Consider the following 19,121-nt stretch of genomic DNA (forward strand, 5'->3'; position numbering starts at 1 on the left):
AACAGCCTTTTTTAATCGTCTGGTTTATTATGAAATGTCGTGAAATCTATATTTGTTTGACAGTTCGCCACTTACTCTTTGCTCTTATGAGAGCTAGGGCTAGGCCAACTGTAGATTCTCATATAGTCGGTCTTTATGATCAGGAAGAGTTGTTCTATGGAGTAATCGATACATCTCAGTTACCAGACAACATTTTCTATCATCAAGTCTCTCGTCATTCATTGGTTAGAAACATAAAAAACAAGCTTTCTGGTAAGTTGTTTCGATGGTTTAGCTCTTCCCCCCTACCAAGTACAGGCTGGCAGAGAAAATATTTCATCTCTATTGTCTCCGGGGAATGCTCACATTTGGCTAGCATTCTTAGAGATAGAAAGTGCTCAGAGTTGTTTCTGTTCAATGATTTTAACAGGGTGTCAAGGATGTTCTTGACGCTGTTTCCTTATTACCAAGTGATGGAAGATGGTGTGGGAAACTATGTGGAAATAAAAATCAAGACACTAAAAAGAATTTCTCGGCGAGTTACAGGTAAATCTCCTTGTTGTGCGTTTGGTGATACAAGGCGATGTAGCCAAGTTCATGTGCTAAATCCAGGAAATGTACATATTTCAGTCCGAGATAAGGCAACCAAGTTGACTTTTTTGCACAGTTTGGAGGATGCAGAGTGGCTGAAGAGAGTGTTCAAGGTTCAAGACGATATGATTTCTGAATTCAGTCAGAATCGAGTCATTCTGCTGACACAGCCGATCGATGATTTAGATGGGTGTACAAAAGAACTTAAAGTTAGCTTGTATCGAAGAATATGTGAAAAACTTCTAAGTATGGGTTTTCAGGTAGAGGTTAAAGCCCATCCCCGAGAGAATATCAAGGATTATCAAAGTCTAGAGAGTGTCGTTACTTTGTTACCTTCAAAGCTTCCTATAGAAGTGTTCATACTTTCTCAGCCTGACAAAATCAAACTTGTTTCGATAGTTTCCTCTAGCGGGATGGGATTTGAACATTTATGTGAACGCATATCTTTGACCAAGGGAGAGCTCTATAAAAAGAGCGTTCAAGATTGGTTGAGAAAACCTGATCAATTAGAGGTGGATATTGAGCTTAGTATTAGTTTTTCCCTGGTTTAAGACAAGTTACTGTAATCTCGCCTAGCTATTGAAAGGACTTCTCTAATGGCATACTAGGTCAAAACAGTAGAGTATATCGTGAAGTCTTGATTTGTGGTAAAGGCAGGATATTACCTCTCGCGGTGCTCTCATATTGAACTGGCGTTACTTTTTTCTTATCCATAAATGGTGTATGTTGCCGACTATTTTGTTACTGATGTAGTTTTGGACTTGGTCGATAGTCGGAAAATAACTCATTCAAATTAGTATTTTTCAAGAGTTATCGAAGGTTCTGTAAAGGATGGGGGCTAACTGCTGGCGGGGTTGTTATGGTTTTTTGATGTTCTTCTCTGACGTTTTGTTTGTGGATTGCAGTAGATTTGTTTTTGATGTGTCCAGTCTACGTCATCAGCGTTGTTTGGCTAGCTAAGTGTATAATTTTAAATATGTGTCCTGTTTGTCATTGAGGTTTAAACTTACGTGTTTTTGAGGTCTTTCGATTATTTCCGTGGAATTGCTATATTGTTTATTGTCATAGGACATAGCACAATTGGTGAATTTCGCCACGAGAATACTCTATTCTTTAATATTATAACTGGGGGGACTACCTATTTTGTTTTTATCAGTGGTTTCTTGTTTCAGTGGTTGATGAAAGAGAATTTCTCCTATCATAAGTTCATACTTAGAAAGTATCGGTTTGTTATTAAGCCATATTTGATCTGTTCGACCTTTGTATTGATCTATATGGTGGTCAAAGGAAGTTTTCCTGCAGCTTTTGGTGATGTTGGCCGCATGGAGGGGCTGGTTACTGGTCTTTTGAGTGGTCGTCATATGACGGCTTATTGGTATATCCCATTTATCGTGGTCATCTTCCTAATTGCCCCCCTCCATATCTGGTTCGGACGCCAATCAATCCGCACGCAAGGCATTATGTTGGTGCTTGGATTTATTATTTCGTCAGTGCTCCATCGTCCTCTGGCTGTTGCCAATGTAATGCAGAACGTGCTGTATTATCTTCCTTTGTTTTGGTTTGGTATTTTTGCCGCCAAACACAAGAAGGAATTTGTCGGGCTGCGAAGGTACTGGTGGCTGTTTGTCAGTATTATCTTCACGGCGCTCTATATTCATACTTACATTGACCAGATCTCTGGAAGCTATGCTAAGGATGGGATTGGTTTTAATGGGATCGACATGATGCTGATCCAGAAGATGTCGATAATCCTGCTCGCCATGGCCTTTGTCGATTGGTTCGAACACAGGGAGTGGCCGACTTTGTCCTGGATCGCGGCGATCTCTTTTCCCATGTTTTTCCTCCATGGCTACGTCTTGTTTGCTTTCGGTAAGTGGGGATTGAGATCCGGAATGGGTCGCTGGTTCGATAGCAGTTTGCTGGCATCAAGCATCTATGCATCTCTGGTGCTATTAACAACCCTGGGTCTTGTGGTCGCCTTGAAGCGATGGCTGGGGCCTCGCAGCCGCGAGATCATTGGTGGCTAGCCTTCCCTCATAAGCGGCGGGGTACTCAGGGTGAGCCCAAGTCATCGCGAAGCGTTACCGAAGGGTCAGACGTAAGCCCAAAGGTATCAGGGAATGATGCGAGCGCTTCCTTAAAATCTGTCATCCGCGTAGGTCGAATTGAGTGAAAACTGTTACACTCGTCGGCCATTTTGAGGCGCATCGCGCGCTCATCGACACCCATATAAGATCAGGACGAGAGGCTCATGCTGGAGAGCGGCATGGGGATAGGCTGAAGCGGATGACAGCGGTTGTTTATAATGAGGAGAGTGGAGTGAAACACGCAGTCACCCCTGAAGCGAGCGATACGGTTGACACGAGGTTTGGGCGAATGGCCAAGTCACGTCATTTGAAGCTGGGTCTGGTCAAGCGCATGGCAGCACGCTATGCGCTTGGCCAGATGGTTAAGTCATCTCTGCTGAAGATGAGTCCGGTTAAACGAATTGTTGAACAAGATGCTCAAGCGCTATCGGTTATCCATGCTGGCCGATACCAGTTTATGTCCCTCGAACGGGCCAAGATGATCCAGCCCGCCTATGAGCGCATTCGTGCCAAGCGGATCATTCCGGAAAACTTCTCTCTGCGCAGTGATAAGCGCCTGGCCCTGATCATCCCTTTTCGTAACCGGGATGTGCACCTGGCACACCTGCTGCCGGATCTGCGCCGTACCATCGAAGCTCAGGGGATCGATTTTGAGATCTTCGTGGTCGATCAGGTCGACAGCAAGCCCTTTAACCGGGCGAAGCTGTTGAACGTTGGGGCGCACCTGGCCTGGGATAAGTTCGACTACTTCTGCTTCCATGATGTCGATATGATCCCTCGGGATGTGAGCTACGCCTGCCCATCCTCTCCCTTGCGACTGGCGTCGCAGGTCTTTGCCAAAGACGGTTCACAGCGGTGCTTAGCTTCCGTCTACATGGGGGGCGTGGTCAGCATCTCCAAGGCAGATTTCGAGACGATTAATGGCCTGAGCAATCGTTTCTGGCACTGGGGGCAGGAGGATGACAACCTGCGGACCCGAATTCTGGAGGCGGGTCTGTGTCCCGTGGTCGATCTTAAAGGCGAGTTTCAGGAGATGGATGACTCCAGCGATCGCTTTACCGTGGTCTCCAACTCCGGGGTGAAAACGGATAAGAAACTGGCAAAGAAAATGATTGAGAAGAACCGCCAGTATCAGGACATCGTCTCTCGCGGATTGGTACCCGCCAGTGCCGAAGGGCTTAGCGATCTCGAATACACCCTGGTTTCGAAGGAGCCCAAAGAGGGGTATGTCCATGTCAAAGTTGAGCTGTAAGCCAGCCCTTGAGTTTGTCGGAGCGTCGCGGTGAAACTGCTGTTTTACGTTGAACAAGACTACTCCTTTGCCATTTTACGACCGTTGCAGCGTGAGGCCCTGGCCCAGGGCCATGAGGTTCGGTGGTTGCTGATCGGCAATGAGATCGATCCCACCCTGCTGGCGGAGGATGAATGTGCCCTGTCCGGGGTGGGTGAAGCGGTGCGCTATCATCCCGATGCCGTCTTTGCGCCGGGGGATCGGATCCCAGGATTCCTGCCTGGCCTTAAGGTTCAGGTTTTCCACGGGCTCAATGAGGATAAGCGGGGCAACCAGTACCCGGAGCGGGGGCTGTTTGATCTCTATTGCACCGAGGGGCCCGGACGTACCGGCATGCTGGCGCCTCTGGCCGCAAAGCGGGGCTATTTTAAAGTGGTGGAGACGGGCTGGATCAAGCTGGATGCTCTGCTGAACCCTGTGGCTGAAACCAACTCGGTGTCTCGCCCGACCATCCTCTATGCCTCAACTTTCAGCCCCAAGCTCTCCAGTGCCGAGGCCCTGCATGACGAGATCCGCCGCCTCAGTGCTGATGACCGCTGGCATTGGTTGATCACCCTGCACCCGAAAATGGCGGCGGAGACGGTGGCAAAGTATCGAGCGTTGGCCGGGGACAATGTGGAGTTCCATGGCACCGACAAGGTGGTGGAGTTGCTGCATCGTGCCGATCTGATGGTCTGTGACAACTCCTCGATATTGCAGGAGTTTTTATTGTTGCAAAAGCCTGTGGTGACCTTCAGAAACCGGGATCCCCAAGCCTGTATGATCGACATCAGTGAGCCAGCCCAGTTGGCGCCGGCCATTGAGCGAGCACTGATAGCCGACGCCGCACGGGATCTCGCGATCGCCAACTATGGCCGAAGCATCACCCCCTATCTCAATGGGGGCTCGGCCCAGCGGGTGCTGACCGCCGTAGAAGCGATGCTGGCCGCGGGCTGGAAAGACAGGAAGCCGGCGAATTTCTGGCGAAACTGGAAGATGCGTCGTCAGCTTAACTACTACAAATTTTGGTGAATCATGGATAAAGCGTACCGCCTGTCGGTCACCATCATCACGATGAATGAAGAGGATCGGATCGAGCGTTGCCTCGAGTCCGTGAAGGATCTGGCCGATGAGATCATCGTCTTTGACAGCGGCAGCACCGACGGCACACTCGATATCGTGCGCCGTTACACCGATAAGGTGTGGCAGACCGACTGGCCGGGCTTTGGTAAGCAGAAGCAGCGCGCTTTAGCACAGGCTACAGGAGACTGGGTGCTGGCCATCGATGCCGATGAAGCCCTGGATCCTGAGTTGCAGGACTCGGTGCGGGACCTGCTTAACCGGGAGCGCGGTGACGTGGTGGCGGTGAAGATGCCCTGGGCGGTGACCGTCTACGGTAAACGTCTGGATTATGGCCGCAGTGCGCGGGCGCCGCTGCGCATGGTATGGCGCGAGGGGGCCAGTTTTACCGAGGCTGAGGTGCATGAAACCATTCTGCATGCCCAGGGGGAAACCATCACCCTGAAGGGACGCCTGCTGCACTTTACCCATCGTAACTATGGCCACGCCATGCACAAAAACATGGAGTATGCCTGGCTGGGTAGCCAGAAGTATTTCCAGAAGGGCAAGCGCTGTCACAGCTTGCTGCTGGCCCTGTTGAGATCCTTCTGGACCTTCTTCCATGTCTATGTGGTACGCCGAGGTTTCCTCGATGGCCCGGTGGGCTTTCTAATCGCGGTAGGGTATGCCCAGAACAACTTTACCAAGTATGCGGGTTTGTGGACTTTGACACGTCAGGAAAAGCTGAATAAGCGCGCCAACAGGCAGTAGCGGATCACCGTTTCAGCACATTTGGCAATGAAAAAGAGGAGCTCAGTCTTGAGTTCCTCTTTTTTGTTTCGGTAGGGCCGTTAGAGCGACGCGAAGTATTCCAGGTACTTCCGGGTCGAGGTTTCACAGGAAAATTCATTCCCGATCCTGGCCTTGCAATGCTCGGACATGCTCTTTAACAGGGCGGGATCCCGGTAGAGTGTCCGGACCCTGTCTTCGATGGCGGCGGCGTCGTGGGTGGGGACCACGTAGCCGGTCTGGCCGTCGATCACGATCTCCTTGCCGCCGCCTGTGGTGGTGATGATCGGTGGAATGCCATAGCTCATCGCTTCCATCACGGCTCGAGGCAGCCCTTCGCCGCTGATGGAGGGCTGTACCAGCAGATCGCTGGCGACAATCAGCTCAGGTGCATCATTGCGGTAACCCGTGATATGGATCCGCTCCTTCATGGCATTTTGCTCTATCAGGGGGCGATACTGCTCCATGTTGTTGCCCACCAGCAGCAGGTGGAGATTGGGCAGATCGGCCAGGCTCTGTGCGGCCTCGATCATCACGGGGATCCCTTTGCTCGGGCGCGCGTTGACGGCGCAGATCAGCACAAAGTCGTCCTTGGTGATGCCAAATTCGGTGAGATCGGCCGGTTGCTTCTGATACCAGCTCAGCTCATGACCCTTATGGATGGCGACGATCTTGTCCTGGTTTTTCCAGACCCGCTTCAGGACGTCCTGGCGGACCTCTTCGGAGACGCAGACCGTGCCATCCAACCTGGGATGCAGCTGCGTGAGGTAGGCGGAGGGATCGTGTCGATAGATCCCGCCTGTGGTCCCCCGGTAGCTGACCACCTTCACATCAAAGCCGATGGCGGCAAACGCTGCATTGGGGATGGTCTTGGAGTTGGTCGCATAGATGACGTCGTACTTCTGTCGGCGCAACTCGGCCCGCAGCTCTCGAATGGTATCCAGGCAGACTTTGCGTTTGGGATAGCAATCAACGACCTTGAGGCCGCACGCCTCGAAACGTTTGGCGTAATCTGTCTCTTTTTGCGTAAAAACGGTGACGTTATGCCCCATTTTGACGAAGTTGATGAACATTTCGGCCTCGGGGCGCAGGGCGTTCATCGAGGTATTGGTTCGAGTAAATACAAGAATATTCATGATGGCTTTTCGGTATTCGGCGTAATGGGTGCTTGGCCCAAATACTGTTATGCGTTGCTGCGGTAAAACTCACGGTACCAGTCGGCAAAGCGCTTGAGCCCCTCGCTCAGTGAGGTGTCCGGGCTGAAGCCAACGGCCTGTTGCAACTGCTCGGTATCGGCGTAGGTGGTGTACACATCGCCAGGCTGCATCGGCATCAGATTCAGCTTGGCTTTGACGCCAAGGGCCTGCTCCAGGGTCTGGATAAAGGTCAGCAGCTCTACTGGCTGATGGTTGCCGATGTTGAACAGGGCGTAGGGCGCCTTGGATTGGTCCGGGCGCTCGCAGCGGCAGTCGGGATCGGCCTTGGGCACGGCATCCATTACCCGCACCACCCCCTCGACGATGTCGTCGATGTAGGTGAAGTCACGGCTCAGTTTGCCGTGGTTGTACACGTCGATGGGCTCACCGGCGAGGATCTTCTGGGTGAATTTGAATACCGCCATGTCGGGGCGGCCCCAAGGGCCGTATACGGTAAAGAAGCGCAGACCGGTCACCGGCAGACCGTACAGGTGGCTGTAGGTGTGGGCCATCAGCTCGTTGGATTTCTTGGTGGCCGCATAGAGGCTGATGGGGTGATCCACCGCATCGGCCTCGCTAAAGGGCACCTTCTCGTTCATGCCGTAGACGGAGGAGGAGCTGGCGTACACCAGGTGGGGCACCTTTCTGTGGCGGCAGCCTTCCAGGATGGTCATCATCCCGGCCAGGTTGCTGTCGACGTAGGCCATGGGGTTATCGATGGAGTAACGCACTCCGGCCTGAGCGGCGAGATGGACCACCCGGTCAAACTGGTGCTGTTCAAACAGCTCGGCCATGGCGGGGCGGTCGGCCAGATCCCGTTCGATAAAGCAAAATGCCGGGTTGGCGATCAGATGATCCAGGCGCGCCTGTTTGAGGCTGACGTCGTAGTAGTCATTGAGGTTATCCAGGCCCACCACCTGGTGGCCCTCCGCCAACAGGCGCTGACTGACAAAAAAGCCGATAAAGCCGGCGGCGCCGGTGACAAGGATCTTCATGCTTACTCCCTTTGTATGCTCTGGCCGCGTCCAATGCCGTAATAGTGAAAGCCCTTCCTGGCCATCCGCAGCGGATCGTACAGGTTTCTGCCGTCGATTATTACCGGGTGCGTCAACTCTTGCTTGATCAGATCAAAGTCCGGCGCGCGAAAAGCTTGCCATTCGGTGCACACCACCAGGGCATCGCTGCGGTGCAGGGCAGCTTCCTTGGTGCCCAGTAACATGAGTCCGTCCCGGTGGCCGTAGATCCTCTGGGTCTCCTCCATCGCTTCGGGATCGTAGGCCCTTACCCGTGCCCCGGCCTGCCATAGGGCTTCCATCAACACACGGCTGGGGGCTTCACGCATGTCGTCGGTATTGGGCTTGAAGGCCAGGCCCCAGAGGGCGATGGTCTTGCCGGCCAGATCACCGCCGAAGTGGCGCTGCAGGTTGCGAAACAGCACATTTTTCTGTTGCTGATTGACCCATTCCACGGCCTTGAGGATGGCGGCATCCTGCTCAATGCCATCGGCGGTGCGGATCAACGCCTGAACATCCTTGGGAAAACAGGAGCCGCCGTAGCCGCAGCCGGGATAGATAAAGTGGTAACCGATGCGGGGATCCGAGCCAATCCCGCGGCGTACCGACTCGATGTCGGCTCCCAGCTTCTCCGCCAGGTTGGCCATTTCGTTCATAAAGGAGATCTTGGTGGCCAGCATGCAGTTGGCGGCATATTTGGTCAGTTCGGCGCTGCGCACATCCATCACCACGGTGCGATCCTGCTGGCGGTTAAAGGGTTCGTACAGCTCCTGCATGATGGCGATGGCCTCGGCGTCGTCACTGCCGATCACGATGCGGTCCGGGCGCATGCAGTCGGCAACGGCGGCGCCCTCTTTGAGGAACTCTGGGTTGGATACCACCTGAAAGGGGATCTCGGCGCCGCGTTGGGCCAATACCTCAGCGATCCTGGCCTTTACTTTGTCGGCGGTGCCGACCGGGACTGTCGACTTGTTGACCACCACCCGGGGGGCGGTCATATGCTCGGCGATGGTGGTGGCTACGGCCAGCACGTACTTGAGATCGGCGCTGCCATCCTCATCCGGCGGGGTGCCCACGGCGATGAAGATCACCTCGCCGTGATCCGTCCCCGCCTTGGGATCGGTGGTAAATTGCAGCCTTCCCGCCTGATGGTTGTGGCGAACCATGGACTCCAGTCCCGGTTCAAAAATGGGGATCTCCCCCCGCTGCAGTCGTTCCATCTTGGCCTGATCGACGTCGACACAACAGACGCTGTGGCCAAACTCTGCCATGACGGCGGCCTGCACCAGGCCGACATAACCCACCCCAAAGACGGTGACTTTCATGCTTTTCCCCTTTCCCAAACGATACAGGCTGGCACCTAAGGTGCCAGCCTGTATCAGCATAGGCGCTATTTGCCTACCTGGAGTTAAGAGGGAAAGCCCTTAGAGGCGGGCCAGCAGGGTGTTGAGGATCATCAGCACAGGAGCGACTTCGATGCTGCGCATCAGCTCGCTGCCCTTGGCCCGGGTCCCCCAGGGGATCCGCTTGAGGGGCTTGCCCTGTTGGGCTTCAACGTGTTGGCGATAGGTGGAGGCGACGTACTGCTGGGAGAGGTAGGGGCCGGTACGCCCAGGGTTGGAGTGGGCGTACAGGCCGATGACCGGGGTACCCTGGGTCGTGGCCATATGAGCCGGACCGGTATCGGGTGCCAGCACCAGGGTGGCGCGGCCGAGCAGAGCCAGCAGTTGCTTGAGGCTGGTTTGGCCCACCAGGTTGGTCAGCTTGGTTTGTGTGTGGGACTGGATGGCGTCGGCCAGCTCTCGCTCCATCTCAGTCGGGCCACCACAGACCAGGATCTTAAGTCCCTGCTCGGCGGCCGCATCGGCCACGGCGGCGTAGCGCTCGGGCAGCCAGTTGCGCTCGGCCTTACTGGCGGCGGGACAGATCACCAGGGTGCGTTGTTCGTCGGGGATCTGCTCGGCGGCAAATGCGCAGTCGGCGTCGCTCACCGGGATCTGCCAGCTGGGCTGGAGATCACGGACGTCCAGCTCCTTGGCGAAGGCCATAAAGCCGTCGAGGACGTGTGGGGCAGTTTGGGCGGCGATGCGATGGTTGGTCACCAGGCTGTGACCCTCTTTGCAGCGGGCCTTGTCAAAGCCCACTTTCACCTTGGCCTTGATCCCGAGGCTGGCGATATTGGCTCGCAGGGCGACCTGCATATGCAGCAGTACGTCGAACTGGCGCCCCTTTAGGCGCTGCCAGAGATCGCCATAGGCTTTGTTGCCGAGGCCTTTATCGAAGATCACAAACTCGACCCCGGGAAGATCTTTGAGCAGCATGGCTTCCACCTTACCCACAATCCAGGTGATGGCCGCCTGGGGGTGGCGCCGCTGGATCGCCTGCACCATGGCCACCGCATGGCAGACATCGCCGATGGCGGACAGCCGCAGAATACAGATGGAGCTGGGGGCGTGAAGCAGGGCGCTGTGTTTGGACATGGGTGTGGGACTACCTGAGTTTGCTCTGGATTGCGGATTGTAAATAAAATAGCGAGTTCAACCAAGGATCCCCTTAACGATGAAAACCCTACAGCAAGCTCCGCACACCCTGTTTTTGGCCAATCACATCGCCAGTACCGACTTTTCTCCCCAGTGTTTTGACCCCCAATGGTTGAAGCAACAGGGCTGGCTGACCGGCAGCTCCGATGCTTCCGGTCGTAATCCGGCCTGGTTTTTTGCCCTGCAAGAGGGGGAGTGTGTGCTGCGTCATTACTGGCGCGGTGGTTTGCCGGCCAAGCTGCTAAATGACACCTTCCTCTACACGGGCGTGGAGCGTAGCCGGCCCTACCGGGAGATGGCCCTGATGGAGTGGATGTGGCAGCAGGGTTTGCCGGTTGCCCAGCCGGTAGCCGCCCGTTTGACTCGGCTGTTTGGTCGTTACCGGGCCGATCTGATCACCATGAAGCTGCCGGACAGCCGGGATCTGGTGGGCGCGTTGCAGCAGGGACCTTTGGGTAAGCGGGAGTGGCGCAAGGTGGGGGCAATGATCGCCCGCTTCCATGATGCCGGGATCTACCACGCGGATCTGAATGCGCGCAATATCCTGCAAAGTGGTGGCGAGTATTACCTGATCGATTTCGACCGGGGAGAGCGACGTCGCCCTCACAAGGGGTGGATGAAGGCCAATATGGAACGGCTCAAGCGCTCCCTGCACAAGGAGCTGGGCCGGGTTGAGGAGTTGCATTGGGTGCCGGAGCGGGACTGGCCTGCGCTGATTGAGGGGTACACGGCAGCCTGAGCCGGGGGCCCAGGTTTCCGGGCGGGCTTCGCCCTGCTAGGTTCTAGGAAAGAGCAGGAGCCGCTTCGTAGGTTAGCTTAGCGGCGCAGCCGCGTAAGCTGACGAGACTGATCAACCCTCAGCTTCCCGTCGTTCGTTATCGAACAGCGCTTGTGTCACCGCCAGACTGATCAACCCTCAGCTTCCCGTCGCTTGTTATCGAGCAGTGCTTCCGCGACCGCCAGTTGGCGCTGGGTGGCGCCACGATTGATCTCCACCACTCGTCGCCCCAGCTTACCCATGGCCTGAGCCTGGGCAGGCAGGGAGAGCAGGTGCTCCAGTTGGTCCGCCAGTTCATCGCCGTTGTTGATCACCTTCATGGCGTTGGCCAGGGTGAGGGTTTTGCCGATCTCGGCGAAGTTGAAGTAGTGCGGTCCCATCAGCACCGGCTTGGCCAGTGCTGCCGGCTCCAGCGGATTGTGGCCGCCGCGCTCGATCAGGCTGCCACCGACGAAACAGGCATCCGCCAGGCCATAGAGTGACAGCAGCTCCCCCATGGTATCGCCGATCAGTACCTGAACCTTGGGATCGACCCTGTCCCCTTCACTGCGCCGGGCGGTGGCAAATCCGCTTTGCTGGCTGAGGGTGAAGGCTGGCTCAAACTGTTGCGGATGACGGGGCACCAGGATCAGCAGCAGATCCGGATGCATCGACAGCAGCTGGCGGTGTGCCTCCAGAGCCTGCTCAAATTCACCGGGATGGGTCGAACCGGCACACCAGACGCTGCGATTGCCGAGTCGTTCCCGCCGCATCGCTCCTGAGGCCAGATCGGGCTTGGCGGCCAGATCGAACTTGAGGCTGCCGCATACCGTCAGCTTGGCCGGATCCAGTCCCAGTGACACCAGGCGTTCGCCATCCACTTCGTTTTGCATCGCTACGCCATCGATCTGAGCCAGCATGGGGCCCACCAAAGCGGGAAAACGGGCGTAGCCCTTTGCCGAGCGGGCCGACAGGCGGGCATTGGTGATCATCACGCGCGCGCCTTGGGCCTTGGCGGCATGGATCAGGTTGGGCCACAGCTCGGTTTCCACCATGACCACCAGTTCGGGCTGGAGTGCCTGGATGAAGCGCCGGCAGGGGGCGGGCAGATCCAGTGGCAGGTAGCAGTGCTGGACGCTATCGCCGAACTGTTGTTGAACCTGGGCCGAGCCCGTTGGGGTGGTGGAGGTGATGGTCAGGGGCTTGTTCGGGTAGCGCTCCTGCAGGGCCCGGATCAGGGGCAGGGCGGCCAGGGTCTCCCCCATGGAGGCGCAGTGCACCAGGATCCCACCGCCTTGGCGAGGCAGCACCCGGGTCAGGCGTTCGCCGAGGCGCTGCCGATAGGCTGGCTCTTTGCGGCTACGCCAGAGTAGGTAGAGCAGTACCAGCGGCAGCAGGAGGGTCAGGATCAGGCTGTAAATTAAGCGATTCATAATGGCGTTCCGAACAAAGTTGGCCTGATGATAGGGAAGGGCGCCTAGGCTTTCAAATGGCGGGAGGGCGATGCTAACCTAGCGCACATCTGTACAAACTCCGGACATCATCGGCACATTACCCATGGTGGGACTCACGTGAAGACCAAGCAACGCATTATCGAGGCCAGCTGTGCCTTGTTCAACGAACATGGCGAACGCGCCACCACCACCAACCATATCGCGGCGCATCTGGGGATGAGCCCGGGTAACCTGTATTACCATTTTCGCAATAAAGAACAGATCATTCGTGCCATTTTTGCCGAGTACGAACAGTACCTGGCCGAGGGCTTTACGCCGCACGACGACAACCCATCCAGCCTGATGCAGCGCTATCTGGACAGCATGTTCCAGGGGATGTGGCGCTTCCGTTTCCTCTACGCCAGCCTGTCGGACATCCTCTCAAGGGATCCTGAGTTGCACAAACGATACCTGGCAGCCCATCACAAGGTGTTGGCGGATGCGATCACCACCCTTAAGTTGCTCAAGCAGCAGGGGGTGCTGACGATGGAAGAGGCGTACCTCGAGTCCTTTGCCGAGGGGATCAAGCTGGTGGTGACCCATTGGATCAGTCACCTCTACACTCAACATCTGGAGTCTCCCATCACCGAGACCATGGTGTACCAGGGAGTACTGCAGGTGCTGGCCCTGTTTCATGGTTATGTGAGTGCCGAGTCAAGAGCCGAATTCGAGGCCTTGGTGGCCCACTACCGTGCCCTCGCACAGCCAGCGCTTTAGTGTCAAAGTCCTTATTCTGATCGATTTACAGCCACTATGATTGGTTTGCTTCAACTGAGCTGAAACTTACTTTGGCCAGCGTTAGAATGATGGGCAATATTATTCCACCGATCCCGGTGTTCCAGGAGAAAACATGTCTACCTCTGCCTTCTATCAGCAGATCCGTGATCAGATCGATCAGGTCAAAGCGGACGGCTTGTACAAAAGCGAGCGCGTGATCACCACCGCCCAACAAACCGCCATCACCGTTGCCAGCGGCGATCAGGTGGTGAACTTCTGTGCCAACAACTACCTGGGTCTGGCCAACCACCCTGAGCTGATCAAAGCGGCGAAAGCTGGCCTGGATGATCACGGCTTTGGTATGGCCTCGGTGCGCTTTATCTGCGGTACCCAGGACATCCACAAGACTTTGGAGCAGAAGCTGTCCGAGTTCTTGGGCATGGAAGACACCATCCTCTACTCCTCCTGCTTCGACGCCAACGCCGGTCTGTTCGAGACCCTGCTGACAGCGGAAGATGCCATCATCTCCGATGCGCTGAACCACGCCTCCATCATCGACGGCGTGCGTCTGTGTAAGGCCAAGCGTTTCCGCTACGCCAACAACAATATGGTCGAACTGGAAAACTGCCTGAAGGCGGCAAAGGAAGCCGGTGCTCGCAACATCATGATCGCCACCGACGGTGTGTTCTCCATGGACGGCGTGATCGCCAACCTGGAAGCCGTGTGCGATCTGGCGGACCAATATGGCGCCCTGGTGATGGTGGATGACTCCCACGCCGTAGGATTCGTCGGTGAAGGTGGTCGTGGTACCCATGAGCACTGTGGTGTGATGGATCGGGTCGACATCATCACCGGCACCCTGGGTAAGGCTTTGGGCGGTGCGTCCGGCGGTTTCACTTCCGGTAAGAAAGAGGTGATCGACTGGCTGCGTCAGCGCTCCCGTCCCTACCTGTTTTCCAACTCCCTGGCTCCGGCCATTGTTTCCGCCTCCATTCGAGTGATCGACATGATGGCGGATGGCGCTGCGCTGCGTGCCCGTCTGTACGCGAATGCCGAGCGCTTCCGCCGAGAAATGGGCGCGGCGGGCTTCACCCTGGCCGGTGCCGAGCACGCCATCATCCCGGTGATGATCGGCGATGCGGCGCTGGCCGCCGAGTTTGCCGACCGCCTGCTGGCGGAAGGCATTTATGTCGTGGGCTTCTCCTTCCCCGTGGTGCCCAAGGGTCAGGCCCGCATTCGCACCCAGATGTCCGCCGCCCATACTGATGCGCAGATGGATAAGGCGATCGAAGCCTTTATCCGCATCGGTAAAGAACTGAAGATCATCTGAGGAAGCCACCATGAAAGCTCTTTCCAAGCTGCACCCGGAAAAAGGGATCTGGATGGTGGATGCACCGAAGCCAGAGATCGGCCACAACGACATCCTGATCAAGATCCGCAAGACCGCGATCTGCGGCACCGACATGCACATCTACAACTGGGACGAGTGGTCGCAAAAGACCATTCCGGTGCCCATGGTCGTGGGCCACGAGTATGTGGGCGAAGTGGTTAAGGTTGGTCAGGAAGTGAAAGGCTTCGAGATCGGCGATCGCGTCTCCGGCGAGGGCCATCTGGTGTGTGGCCATTGCCGCAACTGCCGTGGTGGCCGTACTCACCTGTGCCGCAACACCACGGGCATTGGCGTCAACCGTCAGGGCTCCTTTGCCGAGTACCTGGTGCTGCCGGCCTTCAACGCCTTCAAGATCCCCGATGACATCAGCGATGAACTGGCCTCGGTGTTCGACCCGCTGGGCAACGCGGTACACACCGCCCTGAGCTTTGATCTGGTGGGTGAAGATGTCCTGATCACAGGGGCTGGTCCCATCGGCATCATGGCTGCGGCCGTGGCCAAGCACGTGGGCGCCCGTCATGTGGTGATCACCGACGTCAACGAATACCGCCTGGAGCTGGCGGCCAAGATGGGTGCGACCCGTACCGTCAACGTGGCCAAGGAGGAGTTGCAGCATGTGATGGCCGATCTGGGCATGACCGAGGGCTTTGATGTGGGCCTGGAGATGTCCGGTGTGCCTTCGGCCTTCAGCGGCATGCTCGAAGCGATGAACCATGGCGGTAAGATCGCCCTGCTGGGTATTCCACCGGGTGACATGGGTATTGACTGGGATCAGGTGATCTTCAAAGGCTTGGTGATCAAAGGGATCTACGGCCGGGAGATGTTCGAGACCTGGTACAAGATGGCCAGCTTGCTGCAGTCCGGTTTGGATATCAGCCCGATCATCACCCACCAGTTCCCCATCGATGAGTTCCAGAAGGGCTTCGAGGTGATGGGATCCGGTCAGTCCGGCAAGGTGATCCTCAACTGGGATTAAGCGCCATTGCTGTGATATCAACGCCTTCCTTCGGGAGGGCGTTGTTGTATCCGGTAAGTGGGTTCGTGCGCCTTCCGCCTTGTTCTGAATGTGGTTCCTGTGTAAAAGTTTACGGCTTAGGGAACTCTCAGTGATTACCTCCCTCTTACTTTCAGTCCTTTTACTTTGTGAGTGTCATGCGCCAGACGATCGCCGCCTTGATCTTGATGTTGTTCGCCCAGACCGCCATGGCCGGTCTAGGGGGGCATCAATGGCACCTGGCGCCCGCCGATGACTCTCATGCCCCCGAAGCACACCAGCACATTAAGCTGGATGGACTGGCGCAATCTTACGATGAGCCCAGCCAGGCGAGCCACAGTGACGCCTCCAAGATGGAGCTGTGTACTCAATGTGGCTGCCACAGTGCCCCGACCGCCATCGTCGTCGAGTCGGCGATGCCAATCGTGCCACGGGCTGAGTGGGTTGCCACGACAAGCCATGGCTACCTGCCGCCCGCTTTAACCTCCGCTTCCCCCCCTCCCATAGCCTGATCTTGCTAAAGCCAAACTGGGCCCGCTTTTGTTCAAAGGCGTTGGCCTGATTTTCCTTTTCGCAGGATAGATCCATGAAAATTATTTCCCGTGCCCGTTATTGGGCACTGCCACTGGCGCTGGGCGTTTGCCTTTCGCCAGTCAGTCTTGCCGCCGAGAATGCGGCGGCGGATCTGCGCAGTAGTGCATTGAGCGAGTCGATATTGACCCAGCTTGAACGACTGCCACAGATCCAAACCGAGGCGGCGCGCCTCAGGCAACAACAACTGGCGGTGGAGACCGCCGATCAGGCCCTCTACAACCCGGAGCTGGGCCTGGAAGCCGAGAATTTCGGCGGTGAAGATGAGATCGAGTACAGCCTGTCACTCAGCCAGGGCTATGACCGGGGCGATAAGCGCGGTCTGCAAACCCGTCTGGCGCAACTGCAGGCGCAGCAGGCGCTGGCCGAATACGCCCTGCTGCGCAATGACCAGCTGGCGGCCCTGTTGACCGCCTGGGTGGATCTGGATCTGGCGCGCCAGACCGATACCTACACAGAGCAGACGCAGCAGCGCACCGAAGTCATGATGAGTCTGGCGCAGCAGATGGTGAAGGTGGGGGAGATCGCCCCGCTGGATCGTCAGTTGCTGCAGTTGGAATTGGCCCGTCTGGCGGCGTCGCGCAGCGACAGCCAGCGGGCGTTGATCGAAGCCGAGGCGGCGCTGAGTCGCTTGGGGGGCGAGCCCCTGTTGTCTTTGGCCCGGGCGCGATCTCTGGCGTTGGGCGCACTGCCTGCGCCGACCCCGGTCGACCGTACCCGCTTACCTGCCCTGCAACCGGCCTATCAGGCGGTGAAGGCGGCTCGTGCCGAATTCAGTTTGAGCCAGGGCCAGGCCAAGGCCGATCCCACCTTCAGTGTCGGCGCCAGGAGTGACGGCAAGGATCAAAGCCTCAGTGTCGGTGTAGCCATCCCCCTTAACATCCGTAACCGCTTCAGCGGTGAGATCGCCCAGGCCAATCAGGGGATCATCATCGCCGAGCAGGAGTTCCTCCGTCAGCAGCGCGATCTGGACATTGAGCTCGATGCCCTGCGCCAGCAACTGGCGTTGTACAGCGACAGCGTAGCCCAGTGGCATGGGTTGGCCGATGGCCCACTGCAGGACAGTCAGACACTGCTGGAGCGGCAGTGGCGGGGCGGTGAGATCACCACCACCGACTATCTGCAATCCCAGCAACAGCTGACCGACACCTGGGCCAGTGGTGCGCAGTTGCGCGCCGAGCGCGCCCGCACCTGGCTGGCGCTGATGGCCAGCCGCGGTGATCTGGAGCTTTGGCTGCAACAACGCCAAGCCCGTTAACGTCTTGAGGAACAAACCATGAATACCCTGAAATTCTCCCCGTTCGCGGCGGCGTTGCTGACTCTGTCGTTTACGGCTACCCCCCTGCTGGCCAGCGACGGCCACGACCACCCAGCCACTGCGGCGGTGGTGAGCGAGTCCACCCTCGAGGGCCATGCCGAGCATGAGCATGAGCATGAGCATGAGCAAGAGATCGAGCGTCATGATGCGCACGATGATCACCGCGACGGCGATGATGAGCATGGCGACGAAGCACATGACGATGCCGATCCGCACGGGGGCCACGGCCATGACGACGAAGAGGCGGAGCCAGAGTTGCGCTTTGACGCCGAGCAGCGCGCCCTGGCGGGGATCGCCCTGGATCGTGTGGTCGTCAGCGAGTTCCGCTTCGATGGTCGCGCCCCGGCCCAGATCGTCGCCAACCCGGCCCTGACTCAGCAGATCTCCTTGCCGATCACCGTTCGCGTCAGCGCGCGCCACGTCAACGCCGGTGCCACCGTCACCGCCGGCCAGCCGCTGTTTACTCTGCTCTCCAGTGAGATCGCCCGGCTGCAGGGCGATTACCTGCTGGCCGTGGCGGAGTGGCAGCGGGTCTCCGAGCTGGGCCGCCAGGCGGTCTCCGGCAGTCGCTTCCAGCAGGCCCGCATCGATGTGCAGACCCGCAAACTGGATCTGATCGCCATCGGCATGACCGAGGCCCAGATCGCCGCCCTGAACGATCCCAAAACCGAGTTGGGCAACTTCGTCTATCAAGCGCCCATCGGCGGCATTGTCCAGCAGGACGATCTGATCTTGGGATTGAACATCGACGCCAACACGCCGCTGATGCAGTTGGCCGACGAGTCCCAGCTGTGGGTCGAGGCCAAGGTGCCGCCCAGCCTGGTGGACAGCGTCGCGCTGGGCGACACCCTGGTGGTGGAGGCCGGGGGCCTGCGTCATAACGCGAAAGTGATCGGCCGAGAGCACCGAATGGATCCACAGACACGGACCGAATCCGTGCGCTTGCAGATCGACAACGCGCAGCACCAGCTGCACGTTGGTGAGTTCGCCAGTGCCTACTTGGTGCAGAGCGCCTATCAGGGAGTGGTGCTGCCGGACAGCGCCCTGGTGCGTGGGCCGGATGGCGACTGGGCGGTGTTTACCCTGGCTCAGGACGATGCCGATCGGTTTGAGATGGTCGAAGTCGAGGTGTTGCAGAGCCAACGCGGTCAGAACCTGATCGCGGGTCTGACAGCCGGCCAGCAGGTGGTGGTGCGCGGCGCCTTCTTCCTCAATTCCGAACTGATGAAGGCGGGCTTTGATCCGCACGATCACTAAGGCGGACCGACCATGTTAGACGGATTAACGGTTTTTAAAGAGGGTGCCGTGCACCTTAGCCATACGCTCGGTTTTGCCGT

At 57.3% G+C, this 19,121-nt stretch carries 17 protein-coding genes; 12 read left to right on the plus strand and 5 right to left on the minus strand.

The genetic code is table 11. From position 1 onward, the window contains the following. Positions 1 to 86: 86 nt before the first annotated feature. From AC2D8U_RS17455 to AC2D8U_RS17475, 5 genes are all read left to right on the plus strand, one after another. A complete protein-coding gene (locus AC2D8U_RS17455) occupies positions 87 to 1,121 on the plus strand; it encodes a glycosyltransferase family 52 (protein ID WP_484620439.1) in 1,035 nt (344 codons plus the stop codon). A 459-nt stretch (positions 1,122 to 1,580) separates the two neighbouring features. Then, complete coding sequence (locus AC2D8U_RS17460) at positions 1,581 to 2,597, plus strand: acyltransferase family protein (protein WP_484620353.1); 1,017 nt, start codon at positions 1,581 to 1,583, stop codon at positions 2,595 to 2,597. Between the two features lie 349 nt (positions 2,598 to 2,946). Further along, positions 2,947 to 3,909: a galactosyltransferase-related protein gene (locus AC2D8U_RS17465; RefSeq protein WP_484620354.1), complete on the plus strand. Its 963-nt coding sequence runs from the start codon at positions 2,947 to 2,949 to the stop codon at positions 3,907 to 3,909. Between the two features lie 30 nt (positions 3,910 to 3,939). Next, positions 3,940 to 4,959 carry a CDP-glycerol glycerophosphotransferase family protein gene (locus AC2D8U_RS17470; RefSeq protein WP_484620355.1) on the plus strand — a complete coding sequence of 340 codons (1,020 nt, stop codon included), beginning with the start codon at positions 3,940 to 3,942 and terminating at the stop codon, positions 4,957 to 4,959. Positions 4,960 to 4,962: 3 nt separating this feature from the next. Next, entirely contained in the window at positions 4,963 to 5,757 is a 795-nt protein-coding gene (locus tag AC2D8U_RS17475; RefSeq protein WP_484620356.1) for a glycosyltransferase family 2 protein, read from the plus strand. Positions 5,758 to 5,837: 80 nt separating this feature from the next. Here the strand turns inward: AC2D8U_RS17475 and AC2D8U_RS17480 are convergent, their stop codons facing one another. From AC2D8U_RS17480 to AC2D8U_RS17495, 4 genes are all read right to left on the minus strand, one after another. After that, the gene (locus AC2D8U_RS17480; protein WP_484620357.1) at positions 5,838 to 6,911 is read right to left on the minus strand and encodes a glycosyltransferase family 4 protein; all 1,074 of its coding nucleotides are present in this window, start codon (positions 6,909 to 6,911) and stop codon (positions 5,838 to 5,840) included. A 47-nt stretch (positions 6,912 to 6,958) separates the two neighbouring features. After that, positions 6,959 to 7,966, minus strand: a complete 1,008-nt coding sequence (locus AC2D8U_RS17485; RefSeq protein WP_484620358.1) for an NAD-dependent epimerase — start codon at positions 7,964 to 7,966, stop codon at positions 6,959 to 6,961. A 2-nt stretch (positions 7,967 to 7,968) separates the two neighbouring features. After that, positions 7,969 to 9,309, minus strand: coding sequence for a UDP-glucose dehydrogenase family protein (locus AC2D8U_RS17490; protein WP_484620359.1), 1,341 nt, complete (start codon positions 9,307 to 9,309; stop codon positions 7,969 to 7,971). Between the two features lie 99 nt (positions 9,310 to 9,408). Beyond that, positions 9,409 to 10,464, minus strand: a complete 1,056-nt coding sequence (locus AC2D8U_RS17495) for a glycosyltransferase family 9 protein (RefSeq protein ID WP_484620360.1) — start codon at positions 10,462 to 10,464, stop codon at positions 9,409 to 9,411. Between the two features lie 79 nt (positions 10,465 to 10,543). On the opposite strand from AC2D8U_RS17495, the gene AC2D8U_RS17500 reads away from it, so the two are divergent. Continuing rightward, on the plus strand, positions 10,544 to 11,263 hold the full coding sequence (locus AC2D8U_RS17500) for a 3-deoxy-D-manno-octulosonic acid kinase (protein ID WP_484620361.1): 720 nt from the start codon (positions 10,544 to 10,546) through the stop codon (positions 11,261 to 11,263). A gap of 170 nt (positions 11,264 to 11,433) precedes the next feature. On the opposite strand, the gene waaA is transcribed toward AC2D8U_RS17500, so the two are convergent. Further along, positions 11,434 to 12,714 (minus strand): lipid IV(A) 3-deoxy-D-manno-octulosonic acid transferase, encoded by a 1,281-nt coding sequence (waaA, locus tag AC2D8U_RS17505; protein WP_484620362.1) that lies wholly within the window; start codon positions 12,712 to 12,714, stop codon positions 11,434 to 11,436. A gap of 138 nt (positions 12,715 to 12,852) precedes the next feature. Here waaA and AC2D8U_RS17510 point away from each other — a divergent pair, with 138 nt between their 5' ends. The 6 genes from AC2D8U_RS17510 to AC2D8U_RS17535 all read left to right on the plus strand — a co-directional run bounded on the left by AC2D8U_RS17510 (position 12,853) and on the right by AC2D8U_RS17535 (position 19,041). After that, complete coding sequence (locus AC2D8U_RS17510) at positions 12,853 to 13,491, plus strand: TetR/AcrR family transcriptional regulator (protein ID WP_484620363.1); 639 nt, start codon at positions 12,853 to 12,855, stop codon at positions 13,489 to 13,491. Positions 13,492 to 13,624: 133 nt separating this feature from the next. Next, positions 13,625 to 14,821, plus strand: a complete 1,197-nt coding sequence (locus tag AC2D8U_RS17515) for a glycine C-acetyltransferase (RefSeq protein ID WP_484620364.1) — start codon at positions 13,625 to 13,627, stop codon at positions 14,819 to 14,821. 10 nt (positions 14,822 to 14,831) lie between these two features. After that, the gene (tdh, locus tag AC2D8U_RS17520) at positions 14,832 to 15,857 is read left to right on the plus strand and encodes an L-threonine 3-dehydrogenase (RefSeq protein WP_484620365.1); all 1,026 of its coding nucleotides are present in this window, start codon (positions 14,832 to 14,834) and stop codon (positions 15,855 to 15,857) included. Between the two features lie 176 nt (positions 15,858 to 16,033). Next, positions 16,034 to 16,387, plus strand: coding sequence for a hypothetical protein (locus tag AC2D8U_RS17525; RefSeq protein WP_484620366.1), 354 nt, complete (start codon positions 16,034 to 16,036; stop codon positions 16,385 to 16,387). Between the two features lie 74 nt (positions 16,388 to 16,461). After that, the gene (locus AC2D8U_RS17530) at positions 16,462 to 17,724 is read left to right on the plus strand and encodes a TolC family protein (protein ID WP_484620367.1); all 1,263 of its coding nucleotides are present in this window, start codon (positions 16,462 to 16,464) and stop codon (positions 17,722 to 17,724) included. An 18-nt stretch (positions 17,725 to 17,742) separates the two neighbouring features. Next, complete coding sequence (locus tag AC2D8U_RS17535) at positions 17,743 to 19,041, plus strand: efflux RND transporter periplasmic adaptor subunit (protein WP_484620368.1); 1,299 nt, start codon at positions 17,743 to 17,745, stop codon at positions 19,039 to 19,041. Positions 19,042 to 19,121: the final 80 nt, after the last annotated feature.

The organism is Ferrimonas sp. YIN67 (genome assembly GCF_057219095.1).

Bases quoted from the DNA above. Each gene is read 5' to 3' on its own strand.
- tdh (WP_484620365.1), top strand. From the start codon at position 14,832: ATGAAAGCTCTTTCCAAGCTGCACCCGGAAAAAGGGATCTGGATGGTG.
- AC2D8U_RS17455 (WP_484620439.1), top strand. From the start codon at position 87: ATGAGAGCTAGGGCTAGGCCAACTGTAGATTCTCATATAGTCGGTCTT.
- AC2D8U_RS17535 (WP_484620368.1), top strand. From the start codon at position 17,743: ATGAATACCCTGAAATTCTCCCCGTTCGCGGCGGCGTTGCTGACTCTG.
- AC2D8U_RS17465 (WP_484620354.1), top strand. From the start codon at position 2,947: ATGGCCAAGTCACGTCATTTGAAGCTGGGTCTGGTCAAGCGCATGGCA.
- AC2D8U_RS17495 (WP_484620360.1), bottom strand. From the start codon at position 10,464: ATGTCCAAACACAGCGCCCTGCTTCACGCCCCCAGCTCCATCTGTATT.
- AC2D8U_RS17515 (WP_484620364.1), top strand. From the start codon at position 13,625: ATGTCTACCTCTGCCTTCTATCAGCAGATCCGTGATCAGATCGATCAG.
- waaA (WP_484620362.1), bottom strand. From the start codon at position 12,714: ATGAATCGCTTAATTTACAGCCTGATCCTGACCCTCCTGCTGCCGCTG.
- AC2D8U_RS17475 (WP_484620356.1), top strand. From the start codon at position 4,963: ATGGATAAAGCGTACCGCCTGTCGGTCACCATCATCACGATGAATGAA.
- AC2D8U_RS17490 (WP_484620359.1), bottom strand. From the start codon at position 9,309: ATGAAAGTCACCGTCTTTGGGGTGGGTTATGTCGGCCTGGTGCAGGCC.
- AC2D8U_RS17500 (WP_484620361.1), top strand. From the start codon at position 10,544: ATGAAAACCCTACAGCAAGCTCCGCACACCCTGTTTTTGGCCAATCAC.
- AC2D8U_RS17480 (WP_484620357.1), bottom strand. From the start codon at position 6,911: ATGAATATTCTTGTATTTACTCGAACCAATACCTCGATGAACGCCCTG.
- AC2D8U_RS17485 (WP_484620358.1), bottom strand. From the start codon at position 7,966: ATGAAGATCCTTGTCACCGGCGCCGCCGGCTTTATCGGCTTTTTTGTC.
- AC2D8U_RS17525 (WP_484620366.1), top strand. From the start codon at position 16,034: ATGCGCCAGACGATCGCCGCCTTGATCTTGATGTTGTTCGCCCAGACC.
- AC2D8U_RS17530 (WP_484620367.1), top strand. From the start codon at position 16,462: ATGAAAATTATTTCCCGTGCCCGTTATTGGGCACTGCCACTGGCGCTG.